Annotated in this window: 9 protein-coding genes; 1 reads left to right on the top strand and 8 read right to left on the bottom strand. The window is 70.4% G+C overall.

Translation table 11 applies throughout. The features are described 5' to 3' along the window. Window positions 1-156: 156 nt before the first annotated feature. Entirely contained in the window at window positions 157-2,277 is a 2,121-nt protein-coding gene (locus tag OG241_RS41020) for a type IIA DNA topoisomerase subunit B (RefSeq protein ID WP_405822923.1), read from the bottom strand. 451 nt (window positions 2,278-2,728) lie between these two features. On the opposite strand from OG241_RS41020, the gene OG241_RS41015 reads away from it, so the two are divergent. Beyond that, entirely contained in the window at window positions 2,729-2,959 is a 231-nt protein-coding gene (locus OG241_RS41015) for a hypothetical protein (RefSeq protein WP_044471628.1), read from the top strand. A 177-nt stretch (window positions 2,960-3,136) separates the two neighbouring features. Here OG241_RS41015 and OG241_RS41010 read toward each other — a convergent pair whose 3' ends face one another. The 7 genes from OG241_RS41010 to OG241_RS40980 form a co-directional block, all read right to left on the bottom strand. Beyond that, complete coding sequence (locus tag OG241_RS41010) at window positions 3,137-4,003, bottom strand: S1 family peptidase (RefSeq protein ID WP_405822921.1); 867 nt, start codon at window positions 4,001-4,003, stop codon at window positions 3,137-3,139. Window positions 4,004-4,229: 226 nt separating this feature from the next. After that, window positions 4,230-5,765: an RNA polymerase sigma factor gene (locus OG241_RS41005; protein WP_405822919.1), complete on the bottom strand. Its 1,536-nt coding sequence runs from the start codon at window positions 5,763-5,765 to the stop codon at window positions 4,230-4,232. A gap of 517 nt (window positions 5,766-6,282) precedes the next feature. Next, the gene (locus OG241_RS41000; RefSeq protein ID WP_405822917.1) at window positions 6,283-7,170 is read right to left on the bottom strand and encodes a FadR/GntR family transcriptional regulator; all 888 of its coding nucleotides are present in this window, start codon (window positions 7,168-7,170) and stop codon (window positions 6,283-6,285) included. Window positions 7,171-7,332: 162 nt separating this feature from the next. Further along, a complete protein-coding gene (locus OG241_RS40995; RefSeq protein WP_405822915.1) occupies window positions 7,333-9,426 on the bottom strand; it encodes an ATP-binding cassette domain-containing protein in 2,094 nt (697 codons plus the stop codon). A gap of 67 nt (window positions 9,427-9,493) precedes the next feature. Further along, window positions 9,494-10,252, bottom strand: coding sequence for an NUDIX domain-containing protein (locus OG241_RS40990; RefSeq protein WP_405822913.1), 759 nt, complete (start codon window positions 10,250-10,252; stop codon window positions 9,494-9,496). A gap of 130 nt (window positions 10,253-10,382) precedes the next feature. Then, entirely contained in the window at window positions 10,383-12,575 is a 2,193-nt protein-coding gene (locus OG241_RS40985) for a glycogen debranching N-terminal domain-containing protein (protein ID WP_405822911.1), read from the bottom strand. A gap of 494 nt (window positions 12,576-13,069) precedes the next feature. Then, the gene (locus tag OG241_RS40980) at window positions 13,070-14,644 is read right to left on the bottom strand and encodes a DUF4192 domain-containing protein (protein WP_405822910.1); all 1,575 of its coding nucleotides are present in this window, start codon (window positions 14,642-14,644) and stop codon (window positions 13,070-13,072) included. Window positions 14,645-14,673 lie beyond the last annotated feature (29 nt).

Here is a 14,673-nt window from a genome sequence, read left to right as displayed (position 1 = left end):
CGACGCCTTCGACGCTACGGAAAACGGCAGGTCAGAGAATCGGAGCGGGGGTGGATCACGGGTGGATTCGCAGCGGTCCGGTGGTCCACCTCAGGGTGGAGAAGGGTGCCGACGCAGCGCTGGGAAGCGCTGCGCCGGCACCGGGACCCGGACGGGTCAGGCGTCGATTCGGGACCTGTCCAGCGTCGCCGCCGAGCTGGAGATGAACTCCTTGCGAGGAGCTACGTCGTTGCCCATCAGGAGATCGAAAACCCGTTCGGCAGAGTCGAGGTCGGACAGGTTGATCCGGCGCAGCGTGCGATGGCGCGGATCCATCGTGGTCTCGGCCAGCTGATCGGCGTCCATCTCCCCGAGGCCCTTGTAGCGCTGGATCGAGTCCTTGTAGCGGACGCCCTTGCTCTGGAACTCCAGCAGCTTCTCGCGCAGCTCACGGTCCGAGTACGTGTAGACGTACTTGTCCTGGCCCTTCTTCGGCTGGACGAGCTCGACACGGTGCAGCGGCGGCACCGCGGCGAACACCCGGCCCGCTTCGACCATGGGCCGCATGTAGCGGTGGAACAGGGTCAGCAGCAGGGTGCGGATGTGGGAGCCGTCGACGTCGGCGTCGGTCATCATGATGATCTTGCCGTAGCGAGCCGCATCAATATCGAACGTACGACCTGATCCTGCTCCTATGACCTGGATGATCGCGCCGCACTCGGTGTTCTTGAGCATGTCGGTCACGGACGACTTCTGGACGTTGAGGATCTTCCCCCGGATCGGGAGCAGCGCCTGGAACTCGGAGTTCCGGGCGAGCTTGGCCGTACCGAGCGCGGAGTCGCCCTCCACGATGAACAGTTCGCTGCGTTCGACATCGTCACTGCGGCAGTCGGCGAGCTTGGCGGGCAGCGAGGACGACTCCAGGGCCGTCTTACGACGCTGCGCGTCCTTGTGCTGACGTGCCGCGATGCGCGTACGCGCGGCCGCCACGGCCTTCTCCATGACGACGCGGGCCTGCGCTGCGGCGTCCCGCTTGGTGGAGGTCAGGAAGTCCTTGAGCTCCTTCGACACCACGTTCGTCACGATGCGGCGCGCCGCCGAAGTGCCGAGCACCTCCTTGGTCTGGCCCTCGAACTGCGGCTCGGCGAGACGCACGGTGACGACCGCGGTGAGGCCCTCCAGGGCGTCGTCCTTGACGATGTCGTCCTCGGCCACGCGCAGCAGCTTCTTGGCGCGCAGTACCTCGTTCATCGTCTTCGAGACGGCCTGTTCGAACCCCGCCATATGGGTGCCGCCCTTGGGCGTGGCGATGATGTTCACGAACGACTTGAGGGTCGCGTCGTAGCCCGTTCCCCAGCGGAGCGCCACGTCGACACCCAGTTCGCGGGTGACCTCGGTGGGTGTCATCTGGCCGTGGTCGTCAAGGACCGGGACCGTCTCCTTGAAGGTGCCCTGTCCGGAGAAGCGGAGGACGTCGCAGACCGGTTTGTCGGTGGCCAGGTACTCGCAGAACTCGCTGATGCCGCCGTCGAAGCGGAAGGACTCCTCGCCCTTGCTGCCGCCCTCGCCGAGCCCGACCTCGTCACGGACGACGATGGTGAGGCCCGGCACCAGGAACGCGGTCTGCCGAGCGCGCTGGTGGAGGTTCTCCAGGGAGAGCTTGGCGTCCTTGAGGAAGATCTGGCGGTCCGCCCAGTACCGCACACGCGTGCCGGTGCGGGTCTTGGGGATCCGCTTGGTCTTGCGCAGGCCACCCGTCTCGAACGTGGCGTCAGGGCCGACGGCGGCGAAGGAGCCGGGCACACCGCGCCGGAAGCTGATCGCATGGGTGTTCCCCCCGCGGTCGACCTCGACGTCCAGGCGCGCCGAGAGCGCGTTCACGACGGACGCGCCCACACCGTGCAGGCCGCCGGAAGCGGCGTAGGAACCGCCGCCGAACTTGCCGCCGGCGTGCAGCTTCGTCATCACGACCTCGACACCGGAGAGGCCTGTTTTGGGCTCGACATCCACGGGGATGCCTCGGCCGTTGTCCCGCACCTCGACGGAGCCGTCGTCGTGCAGGACGACATCGATGTGGTCGCAGTAGCCCCCGAGGGCCTCGTCCACGGAGTTGTCGATGATCTCCCAGAGGCAGTGCATCAGGCCACGACTGTCGGTCGACCCGATGTACATGCCCGGGCGCTTGCGTACGGCCTCCAGCCCCTCAAGGACGAGCAGGTGCCGCGCGGTGTAGTTGGAACCGTCCCGGTCTGCTCCTGCCAGCAGCGCTGTGGACGGCACGGACGTATCGGCGGTCACGCGGTTCGCTCCTCGCTGAATTTCAGTTGGAGCCCTGATGGGTAAGGGCCCGGCTTCGGTCGCCGCTCAGAGGGTACCGAGGCCTGGTAGAGCCGATGTAACGCCACCCTCGTCTGAAGTCACACTAATCCAGAGTCGCATACCTGTTCGATCCCTCGATGGAGTGAAGTACATATCACGTTCCCTTACAGGCATGAACCATTTAGGCTCCGGGCACGTCCTCATGAACAACCGGCAACCCAGCCGGACGGACCTACACCCCTACAGACGACAGACAGCGCGAACCCGTACAGACACAAAGACACGCAATACGGCACATTCGCCGCCAACCGGCATCAGACAGCCGTCTCGAAAAGATTTTTTTCGAGGAAGAGCCACGAGCGGGAACGTTTTCGGCCTGGTTGGATGTTGACCCTGGTACGACAGCTCGTCGAGCTAGAGAAGAGGCGACGTGACTACTGTTCTGACCCCCGCGAGCCCGCTGACGGCCGCTGATCGCTGCGACCGCTGCGGCGCCCAGGCATACCTTCGCGTTGTCTTGGCGAGCGGCGGAGAACTGCTCTTCTGCGCCCACCACGGTCGCAAGTTCGAGCCGGAACTCAAGAAGATCGCCGCTGAGATACAGGACGAGACGGAGCGACTGACGACCGTTCCCGCCAGCTCAACCGAAGAAGACCGCTGACAGGTGCGCTTCGACGACGAGCCAGCCCCGGCACAAGCCGGTTGATTCGGGCGGCCACTCCTGCACTCAGGAGTGGCCGCCCGCTTCACACAAGCCGTTCACGGTCCATCAGGCACGCCACGACGGGGCAAGCCGGATAGGGACCGGAAAACCTCTCAGGACGCCGTACAGGGCTCCTCAGCCGCCGTTCCCGCGGGCAGTGGCAACGCCCCACCCCATCGTCCTCACGACGTCCGAGATCCGCGTATAGACGCCCGGGCTGCCGGGCCGTCCACAACCGCTCCCCCAGGACACGAGCCCGACCAGTCTGCCCTGAGCCACCAGCGGTCCTCCGCTGTCCCCCTGGCAGGCGTCCGGTCCCCCCGCGGCCTCGCCCGCACACAGCATGCTGTCGGCTCGGTACGTCCCGTCGGCGCTGCCCGGATACGCCCGCTCACAGAGCGAGTCGGACAGCACGTGCACCCGCGCGGCCCGCAGACTGCGCGCATAGCCGCCGCCTCCCGTGATGTCGCCCCAGCCGTAGACCGTGGCACTCGTGTCGGGTCGGTAAGCAGGATCGCCCGCCCCCGCCATCCCGATGACCGAGTTCTCCGGGAGTGCCTCGGCGAGGGTGAGCACAGCGAAGTCCCCGGCGTTGCTGAGTCTGTCGTAGCCGGGATTGACCCAGGTGTCGCGCACGGCGATCTCCCTGCCCTCTGCCGACGTCAGATCCGTACGCCCGGTGATGACCTTCAGATCCTTCGCGCGGTGCGGCGGCGCCCCCAGGACGTCGTCGCCCATGCAGTGGGCCGCGGTCAGTACCGTGGTCCGGCCGACAGCCACGCCGCCGCAGAACTGACCGGCCCGCGTACCCCCGAACCGGTCACGGCTGGACAGCGCCACCGTCCACGGGCCCTCGGACACGTCGACCGGGAATCCTCCTACGACGACGCCGTCGGCTGCCACAGGGGCGGCGGACGCCAGCGGTATGACGGCTGCCGAAGCCGCCAGAACCAGCGACCGGGTCAGCGCCCGGGACAGGGCCCGGACAAAGGGATGACGCATGCGCGCTCCTCACTCAGGGATGATCACGAGAAACCCAGAGTGATCCAGCGGGCTCCGTCCCGCACGCGCGCGCCACGAACGAGGGACCCCTCCGGCAGAAGCGCCCCGCTCCGCACGCGCCGAACCGCACTCCCCGCACGCCGGTGCGACGACCCGCGCCGGCTCAGCACGAAGGCCCAGCTTCCTGTCGCGGGAAGCCGGGCCTTGTGTGTCGTACGACCGCGACTCAGTCGAGGTAGTCGCGCAGCACCTGGGAACGCGACGGGTGGCGCAGTTTCGACATGGTCTTGGACTCGATCTGGCGGATGCGCTCGCGGGTGACGCCGTACACCTTGCCGATCTCGTCGAGGGTCTTCGGCTGACCGTCGGTGAGACCGAAGCGCATCGAGACGACGCCCGCCTCGCGCTCGGAGAGAGTGTCGAGGACGGAGTGCAGCTGCTCCTGAAGGAGCGTGAAACTGACCGCGTCGGCCGGGACGACCGCCTCGGAGTCCTCGATCAGGTCACCGAACTCGCTGTCGCCGTCCTCACCCAGGGGGGTGTGGAGGGAGATCGGCTCCCGGCCGTACTTCTGGACCTCGATGACCTTCTCCGGGGTCATGTCGAGTTCCTTGGCCAGCTCCTCCGGGGTGGGCTCGCGGCCCAGGTCCTGGAGCATCTGACGCTGCACGCGCGCGAGCTTGTTGATGACCTCGACCATGTGCACCGGGATACGGATGGTGCGGGCCTGGTCGGCCATGGCCCGGGTGATCGCCTGACGGATCCACCAGGTGGCGTACGTCGAGAACTTGTAGCCCTTGGTGTAGTCGAACTTCTCCACCGCGCGGATCAGACCGAGGTTGCCCTCCTGGATCAGGTCCAGGAAGAGCATGCCGCGGCCGGTGTAACGCTTGGCCAGGGAGACCACCAGACGGAGGTTGGCCTCCAGGAGGTGGTTCTTGGCGCGGCGACCGTCCTCGGCGATGATCTCCAGCTCGCGCTTGAGCTTCGGGGCAAGCTTGTCGGCGTTGGCCAGCTTGTCCTCGGCGAAGAGGCCCGCCTCGATGCGCTTGGCGAGCTCGACCTCCTGCTCGGCGTTGAGCAGCGGGACCTTGCCGATCTGCTTGAGGTAGTCCTTGACCGGGTCGGCGGTGGCACCGGCCACGGCCACCTGCTGGGCCGGCGCGTCGTCCTCGTCGTCGTCGGAGAGGACGAAGCCCTTGTTCTCGGCTCCCTCCTCTTCCTCTTCGCCGGGCTTGACGTCTTCGAGTGCTTCGTCCTCGACGGCCTCGGCGTCGTCCTTGCCGGCGGTCGTCTTCTTGGCCGCCGTCTTCTTGGCGACGGTCTTCTTCGCGACCGCCTTCTTGGCGGTCGTCGTCTTCTTGGCAGCGGCCTTCTTCGCGGGCGTCTCGTCCTCGACGGAGGACTCGGCGGAGGGGGCCGCAGGGGTGGCGGTGGCGGTGGCCTTCTTCGTGGTCACCGTCTTCGCCGCGACCGTCTTGGTGGCGGTGCGCTTGACCGGACTCTTCGCTGCGACGCTCTTTCGGGTGCGCTTTGGCTCCGCGGCACTGACCATCAGCGTCACACCCTCTTCCTCGAGGATCTGGTTGAGGCTGCGCAGTACGTTCTTCCACTGAGTGGCCGGAATCTGGTCAGCTTCGAAGGCCCGACGCACGTCGTCGCCGGCGATCTGCCCCTCGGCCTTTCCCCGCTCGATGAGCGCCATGACAGAGACGGACTCGGCGATCTCGGGCGGGAGCGTACGGGATGTGCTGGCCGACACGAACAACCTCTCGGAACGTTGGAAAACGGCTTCCGGCCCCGTCCACTACGGACAGGAGCCGACGACCGCCGACTGGGGATGGGCCGACGGCGCGGGCGGGGGGCCGGGAAGATGCACAGCGCCTGGAACGGCGTCTGTATTCCCTCCGCGGCTGCCACCTCTTAGGTCATCGCGCTGCTTCCGCGAGCGTTACGCCCAATCTGCGTGGCCCGAGTCACACCCCGTAAGCACTCAAAAGCTGTCAAATACGGTTAGAGGTGGTCAGGCATGGCGACGGCCAGGCCGAGCCGACCGATCCACGCCCGCATCTGCAGCCCGTTTCAGAGCTGTGGCGGGCGCTTCGGGACGGTCCACCGCCGCTTCGTCCCACCGCTCACCGCGCGGTGGGCCCCGTCTCGCTGCCGGACCCCGCGGAGCCCTCTCGGGGTCCGACGGGGCCCGGCAGCGACGGTTCGCGAGCCGAGCGATGTTCGCGGTGGGCGGCACGGCCCCCGGTCACGCCGCTCTCGGCGCACGGTCAGTGCTCGCGCGGAGCCGGGACCACGCGCTCCACCTCGGGGTGGACCATCAGAAGCTGTCGCATGGCCGCCTCCGCCGCCGCACCGTCGCCCGCCGCGAGAGCCTCGACGATCCGGGCATGGTGTGCCAGGGATGCCTCGGTGGGACGGTCACAACCGGTGATCGGACCGCCGGACACCTGAAGGGCGGCGGAAACGATCCCCGAGAGGTGCTCCAGCATGCGGTTGCCGGCGAGCTGGATGAGCAGCGAGTGGTACTCCGCGTCGGCGCGCGAGAACGTCAGCGCGTCGCCCTGGTTCATGGCGTGGCCCATGATCTCGACCATGTCCACGAGCCGCTGCTGGACCTCCTCGCGGCCGTGCCCGGCTGCGAGGCGAGCGGCGAGCGGCTCGATCGTCCAGCGCAGCTCGCCGAGCTCGCGGCGCTGGTTGTCGCGCTGCGGTCCGAAGGCTCGCCACTCGATGATGTCGGGGTCGAGGAGGTTCCAGTCGCTGACGGGACGCACGCGCGTGCCCACGTTCGGCCGGGCGCTCACCAGGCCCTTGGCCTCCAGAACCCGGAGCGACTCGCGGACTACGGTGCGGGAGACCTCGAAACGCTGGCCGATCTCCTCGGGCACGAGGGGGCGGTCCGCGCCCAGGTCGCCGGAGACGATCATCTGGCCCAGTTGCTGGACGAGTTGACCGTGGAGCCCGCGACCGCGGCTGCCCGCGGTGCGGCGGCCGACACGGCCCAGCTCCGGGTCCCCGGCGTCCCAGGAGGGGACTCCCACGCGGTCGGCCCCGGGTGCCTCGGCGAAGGGGTAGCGGTCGAGCCCGCCCGGGCCGACGAGACCGGAGTCTGCGGAGCGGGCGGCGGTCATCATGGTGTGCGCAAGGGTACTCACGGATCCTTTGTCGGCGCCGTCTCCAACTCCCTTGAGGTCTTTGGTGAAAAGCACACGAAAGGGTGATCGCTCACCCCGTCGCAATTGACGCCTTATCGGAAAGAAACGGGCGTTCCCCGGGGAGTTGTGCGCAGGGCAGGACCGGAAGGTCGCTGACGGTCGTCATCGGACCCTGCTTCGCAGGGTCGTGAGCAGATACGCACAGAGCAGGGCAGTCAGCGACAACGTCAGCGCGCCACCGACGGGTTGGGCGATCATCCGCGCCACGGAGACCAGATACCGCTCGCCCCCGAACGGCCACTCGGCCAGGAACAGTTCCCGCGACCGCATGGCGAGTCCGGCCGTGCTCCGCACGGAGGAGCCCTCCAGGAACTTCTGTACGAGGGGCACCACGAGGACCGGTACGGCGACCACCGCGGCGAGTCCGGCGGTGGTGGACCGGAAGATGCCCGCGGCCAGCACTCCGGCCCATGAGCAGCCGATCACGAGGCCGATCCAACTCGCGGTCAGTGCGAGCCAGTCCGCGGGAACCCTCGCCAGCTCCCGTCCGTAGACGAGGTAGAGCACTTCGGCGTCGCAGCCCACGGCGAGGACGGCCAGCAGCAGCCCGGTGACCGCGGCGACGAGGAGCTTGGCGACGAGCAGTCCCAGCCTGCGGGGCACCGTGCCGCGGTCGACCGCCAGGGCGGGGTGGCGGAACTCGTCACCGAAGGCGACGGCGCCGAGCAGCCCGGCGCCGAGTGCCGCGGGCGGCAGCGGCAGCTCCTGGGGCCAGGCGGCCAGCAGACGGTGCTGTGGAGTGTGGCCGACGCGGGCCAGGAGTACGGCGACGAGCGCGGAAGAGACGAGCACAGCTGCCCCGGTCAGGAACCCGGTGCCGACACCGCAGGCCCGGCGCAGCTCGTAGCGGAGGGGACGCAGCGGACTCGGAGCGGGGCGGACGGAGATCGGAGGTGGGAGCGGGGGCAGGTTGTCGGAGGCGAGCACGCCGGAGGGGCGCGGGCGGGCTCCCTGCGCGTGGGCGGGCGCCGACTCCGCGGGGACACGGGCAGCTGTCAGGACGCGACTGGAAGCCCCGTTCGGCTCCGGGGCGCGTGCCGCCGGAGTGACCCCGGTCGAGGTTGTCGTTGACACGCGAAGGCCTTGTCCGGTGGAACCGTGCGACGCGGAAATGTCCGAAGGAGTGGCAGGACCCGGCCGAACGCCGATGTCCTCCGGCGTAACCGAGGCGGATTCCCGGCCTGCGCCGCCGACGATCTCGCCGGTTTCGACGGTCCTTCTGTCCTCGTCGGCAGCCGTCGCCCCATCAGCCGTACGGCCCTCTCCGGAAGTCCGCGTCCCGCCGTACACCGGCGTCCCGCTGCGGGGCGAGCCTGCTCCGGGGCCCATGTCACCGACCTCGTCGGCGAGTTGGTGGACGAGGATGCCGTGCCTGAACGCGGTCTCCCCGATGTCCGCGCAAGTGCTGCCGTACACGGAGAGCCGGTTGCCGGTTTCCCGTACGACCTCCACGGAGCGGTGTGCCGCCCGGGCCTCTTTGGTCAGCAGGGCTTCGAGACGCGTGGCGTGCGGGCTGCGGACGGCGACGCGTGGGCGCAGTCGGGTGCGGGAGAAGTCCGAGGCCTCCTGGTCGGCGACGAGTCGCCCCTGTTCCAGGGTGACGATCCGGTCCGAGGTGCGGGCCGCCTCCTTCGGGTCGGTGGTGGTGCACAGGACGGTGCCGCCCTGGGTGGCGTGGGCGCGCAGCATGCCGTGCAGCCACTGACCTTCACGCGCGGACAGGCCGTCGGCGGGCGCGTCGAGCACGAGGGTGTGAGGGTCTGCCAGAAGGGCGCAGGCCAGGCCGAGCCGACGGTCCATGCCGCGTGACAGCGTGCCCAGGCGTTCGTCACGCAGGCTGACGAGGCCGACGACCTCCAGGACTTCGTCGGCACGGCGGACCGGGACGCCCGCCGCCGCGCACAGCATGCGGAGTTGACCTCGGACGGTGCGCGCGGGGTGCCCCGGCACATCACCGAGGAGAACGCCGACCTCGCGTGAGGGATGGGCGACGCGGTGCAGTGGGCGGCCTCTGAAGTAGGTGACTCCACGGCCCTGTTGGAGTTCGAGCATGAGCCTGAGCACTGTTGTCTTGCCTGCGCCCGGGGAGCCGAGGAGCGTCGTGACGCAGCCCGCGCGCGCCTCGAAGGAGACGTCGTCGGCGGCGGGGGGAAGATCCTTGCGAGAGTTGCTGGTCAGTCCGAAGGCCTGGATCACCCGTAGCAAGATAGCGCGTTATGTCCGTTTTCCCTGGTGTGGCGGGGCCCACCGTGCGGATTCGGGGTCAGACCTCGGGACGCAGCATCGGGGGGTTGAGCAGGGTGGCTCCCCCGGCTCGGAAGAGCTGGGCCGGACGACCGCCCTGCCGGGTGGTCGTACCTCCGGTGGGGACGAGGAAGCCCGGTGTGCCCGTGACCTTGCGGTGGAAGTTGCGTGGGTCGAGAGCGACGCCCCACACCGCCTCGTACACGCGGCGCAGCTCTCCGACGGTGAACTCGGTCGGGCAGAACGCCGTGGCCAGCGACGAGTACTCGATCTTGGAGCGGGCGCGTTCCACCCCGTCCGAAAGGATCTGGGCGTGGTCGAAGGCGAGTGGTGCGGCCTGTTCGCCGTCGCGGCCGTAGCCACCCTGCCGCAGCAGCTCCTCGACGGGTGCCCAGCGGGCGCTGTTGGCGTCACCGCCCGCGCGGGGAGCGGGCAGGTCGGGGGCGAGCGCGAGATGAGCGACGCTGACCACCCGCATCCGGGGATCCCGTTTGGGGTCGCCGTAGGTCGCGAGCTGTTCCAGGTGGGCGCCGTTGTCCTGGGCCGGGGCATCAGGGTCGTGGGCGCGCAGGCCGGTCTCCTCGGCCAGTTCGCGCGCTGCTGCCTGGGAAAGGTCCTCGTCTGCCCGTACGAATCCGCCTGGCAGCGCCCAGCGTCCCTGAAAGGGCTGCTCCCCCCTGCGTACCGCCAACGCGCACAGGGCATGACGACGCACGGTCAGCACGACCAGGTCCACGGTGACGGCGAAGGGCGGGAAGGCTGACGGGTCGTAGGGCATGCCGTGATCATAGTCGTCTGCCTGACGATAAACACTCCCTTCTCCGGCCGCACACCTGACTGGTCCACGGTGGTCAGGCAGCGGTGTCACAGCTGCTCCCGGTCGTCCTCCGGAGACGGCTCGTGCGAGGTCACGCTCGCAATTGCAGTCCTGCGGCAGCCTCCTCGACCATGGCGACGCCGAGCCGACTGACCCGGACCGAGAAGGGGGCACCTGCGATCCGCAGCCCCGTCAGGCCGATCTCACCCAACGGCACGCTGCGTACCGGGCGGAGCATGACCGTGCTCGCCGGAGCGTCCGGACGGACACCGGTCAGGGTCGCGAGCAGCAGCACCCCGGAGGCGGCAGCGGTGGCCGACGGTCGGCAGGCCGCCGGGTGGGGCAACGGCGCGCTCCCTTCCGCGCGCTGCTCCCCCGCGTACATCTCCGGCAGCCGGTATCCGAACGTGTCGGCCGCCGCCAGGAGGCCGCGCAGCAGCGAGCTCGCCTCCTTCTCGTACCCGGCGGTGGCCAGGCCCGCGACGGCCACCGCGGTCTCCTGGACCCGTACGGCACCGCTCCGGTGGCCGAACGGGTTGTAGCCCCCCTCTTTGACCCCCAGGCCGCGCAGCCCCCAGCCGGAGTCCATGGCCGGGCTGCCGAACAGACGGGCGAGCTGTTCGGTCTGCACCTTGTCGAGCAGTCCGGGGGCCGGCTCGCCCTCGCCCAGCAGACCGGTGTCGAGGAGATGGGCGGCGATCGCACCGAAGTGCGGCACGACACGCCCGTCCGGCGTTCGGGCGGCGGCGGGTCTGCCGCCACCCCGGTCCTCGACCCAGAACTCGGCCCTGAACGCGGTGCGCAACTCCTGGGCCCACTGCCTCAGCCCGGCGCCGCCCGGTCGGCCGTACGCGTCGAGAAGATCGGCGCCGAGGAGGGCGGCGCGATGTGCGTGGGCCTGCGTCTCGCAGCGCAGCGGGCCGCCCGGTTGCGGATCGGGCAGGTAGGTTCCGTCGCCCACGGTCGTGCGAAGCCAGGTCAGACAGCGCTCGGCGGTCGGGAGCAGTTCCTCGGTCGCCTGTTCCGGGAGTCCCCAGCGACGGGCCTCGGCCAGGAGCACGGGGAAGAGCAGCGTGGCTTCCGTGCCTGTACAGCCAGGTGGCAGATGTGGGCCCGCGTCCCGGCGCGGGCCAGGAAGCATGCCGGACCTCGGGCCCGGCCCAGGGAGCTGGGTGCGGGCGAGGGCTCGCAGCGTGCCCACCGCGAGCCCGGTGCCGAGGGGGAGCGTCATCCGGGCGGCGGCGAGAGCCTCGGCCGGGGCCATCCCGCAGCGCCACGGTGCCCCCGCCGCGAGATGGATGCCACTGGGATGCGCGGAGTCGCGCAGGAGCAGCGCCTGCAGGTCTTCGATGCTGGTCCGCAGCAGCGCCTCGACGCGTGGGTCGTCGCCGGTGGCCCGAGCCGGGGCGAGGGGGCTTGTCGCCGCGCGGCCCACGGCCCGGACGGGTCCCGCGCCGTCCTGCCGTACGCGCAGTTCCAGGGTCGTGGAACCGCCGGGGGGAAGGTCGAGCTCCCAGCGCAGCAGGCCCGCGGAGGCCAGCGCGTCGGCGGGGGGCGGTTCGGCCGTGACGGCCGCCCCACCGGTGGCGCGGGACCAGCGCAGGCCGGAGGCGTGGACGCTGGCGGGCAGTTCTGGGCCGGCGGTGCCGGACGCGATCATGCCCAGGTCCGCCAGGTCGGTGCCGAGTGATACCTCGACCGGCAGGCGCAGCGGGCGCGGCGCCGAACTGTGCAGGGTGATCCGCTCGGTGCCGTCCGCGTGGCGGATGCGTTCGACGACGAGGTCGGGGTCCGGGCCACCGTCCGGGGAGACACGTAACGTCCCGACGAAGCGGGCGCTGTCGGCGGCGGTCATCCGGGCCTGTACCGCGAGCGGTTCACGGCCGGCCACGCGCACCTGGCACCGGGAGAGCACGCGCCTGCCCCCGCGATAGAAGCCCTCCAGTCCTCGGCCGGTGAGCTGCCCCTGGTCCGTGGAGATCGCGAGCCCGGGAAGGGCAACGCAGATCAGGGCGGTGTGGGTCGGGGGCAACTGGGCGGGACGGCGGGCGGCAGGGGACGGGGCGAGCGACGGCCGGGAAGAGGGAGGCTGGTCGAACGGCGGCAGCGCGCTCCTCGCCGGAGGCGTGGAGGGGCGCCCGGTGCCCGGGAAGCGTGGCTCCGAGCCGCGCGGGTCCCCCGCGTTGCCGGGTGGTCCGCCGCCACCTCCCCGCAAGGGCGACGTGGGTGTGCCTGCGGCACGGCGGTCGTCGTCGGCGGCCGAGGGCGGGGTCGGCGGGTGCATGGGCGGCTTCTTCTGCGCTCTGGGCGCCGAGGGCGCGCTCGGCGCCCGGTAGGGGGCTTCGGCAGGACAGGGGTGATGCGGCGGCTCGGCCCGTCCAAGGGTTCCGCCACTCAGGTGAACGGACCGGGGCTTGCCCGAGTCACGCCTCCGGCGGGACAAGCCGACCGAATGGCGGTGGGGCGGGGCATGCGTCCGGCCGGTGCCGGGACGACCGCGACGGTTGTCCGCCGTGGCGCTGTCCGCCGTGGTCGGGATGGTGAGGTGATTGTGGGCCGCCCTGGCGTCGGTCAGTACGTGGGACGCACTGCCGTTGCTCAATCGCCGGTCGCGGGTTCCACCGTTGCCGGACCGTCCGCCGACCGGTGCAGGGTCGCCTGGTCGCCGAACGCCCGTCCCGTCGCCCTTCGGCCTCCCGCCGCCTGCCCCGCCCGCGCCGATCCGTCGGCCAGGCACAAGGCAGCGGCCAGCAGGCCTGCGCATTGCTCCGCCCCTGTTCACCCGTCGTCCCCCCTCGCGCGGTGGCCGCGAGGGGCGGCTTCCCCCGTGCCCGGGCCGCCGTGCCGACGTACGACGGGCTTGCCCAGTGGCTGGGGCCGGCTTCCGCCCGCCCTCCTGGCACGGGGATGCGTCTCGGCGCCATCGGCGGGGCCCACCCGACGTCGACGCCTCGTGGCCGACTCCAGCGCCCGGGTGGCGCCGCTGATCGACGTCGAGCAGGACGGGGCGCCCGGGACACCGTCGCGGGGCGGCGTGGGTTCCGTACCGGCGACGGGCAGGCCGTGGCTGTCGGTCCCCTCCGCGCATTCGGCACCGCTCGTTGCCTCGAAGCCGTCGGCGGCCTCGAATCCCTCCAGGTACTCACCCCAGCCGCTGCCCGTGTCCTCGTACGCCTCGCCGGCACCGATCCGCTCGCTGTCCGGCATCGTCCCGGACCGCCCGTCGGCCGGGCGAACTCGGCCGCCGCGCTCCGCGCGCAGACAGCGGCGGATCGACTCCGGATCCAAGCCCTCGTTGCAGGCCTGGTGCAGCAGGCGGGCGAACAGGTAACCGGGGTCCGCGCCGAGTGCCATGGCCAGGGCTTCCCTGGCCTCCAGTTCATCGCCGGTCGACCAGGCGACCCAGCCGGCCAGCGTCAGAGGGGCCGCCGCGTGCTCGCGGTAGGGCCCGACACAGCGGCGGGCGAGAGCCCGCCAGAGGCGCAGGGCCGGTGTCGCCTCGTCGCCCTCCATCCACTCCGCCGCGCGATCGCGGGTCGTACGGTCCTGGAGGCCCAGAATCAGCGTTGCGGCCTCGTCGTGTGCGAGCAGTTCGTCGTCGCGGAGGTCTGCCGAGAGCGTGCCGGAGGCGGCGGGTGCGTCGGCGAATCGGCTCATGACCCGTCGCGCCTGGCGCAGGGTTTCCTCAGCCACGTCCGCACGGCTCACGTCGTCGAGGATCCGCGGGACCAGGCGGGCGTTCGCTGTGTCGAGGACGCGTTCCTGTTCCAGCGCCGCGGCGGTCTCCCAGGGGTGGAACCTGGCCCTCAGCTCACCCAGCGTCCCTCGCACCTGCAGGCCGGCATAGGTCGCGGCGGCGGCCAGCACCGAGGTGCCGGGCAGGCCCATGGGCACTCCGTCGTCCGGACAGCACTCGGGCGTCACACAGCAGTAGGACCAGAAGCGGTTGTCCGCGATGCACAGAGCCTCGACCACCGGTACGTCGAGCAGGCCGCATTCGGTGCGCAGCAACTGGGCGAGTGGGCGCAGCCGTTCCCTCACCTGGAGCCGTGCTTCGCCCGCCGCCGGTTCCTGACAGAGGTACACGACCATGCTCTCGGGGCGTGCGCCCCTGCGCTCACTTCCGGTGACCAGACCGTGTGTCAACTGCTGTGCCACGGCGGGCCAGTCTTCAGGGTTCGCCGGAATTCCGAGCCGCGCACGGCCGCCGAACCGGCCGCGCCCGTCCCTGTCGTGCAGCGCGACCAGGACGATGCTGTCCTCGGGGTGATAGCCCAGCAGATAGGGCAGGGCGTCGGCCAGTTCGGCCGGAGTACGCAGGGTGACCTGATGCGTTTCGCTGTGATTCGTCATGCGTTGACGATCTCGCGGATTCGCGAGTT

Origin of the sequence: Streptomyces sp. NBC_01390 (genome assembly GCF_045040105.1) — a bacterium.
Taxonomy (GTDB): domain Bacteria; phylum Actinomycetota; class Actinomycetes; order Streptomycetales; family Streptomycetaceae; genus Streptomyces.
This window is presented reverse-complemented; position numbering and strand designations above follow the sequence as displayed.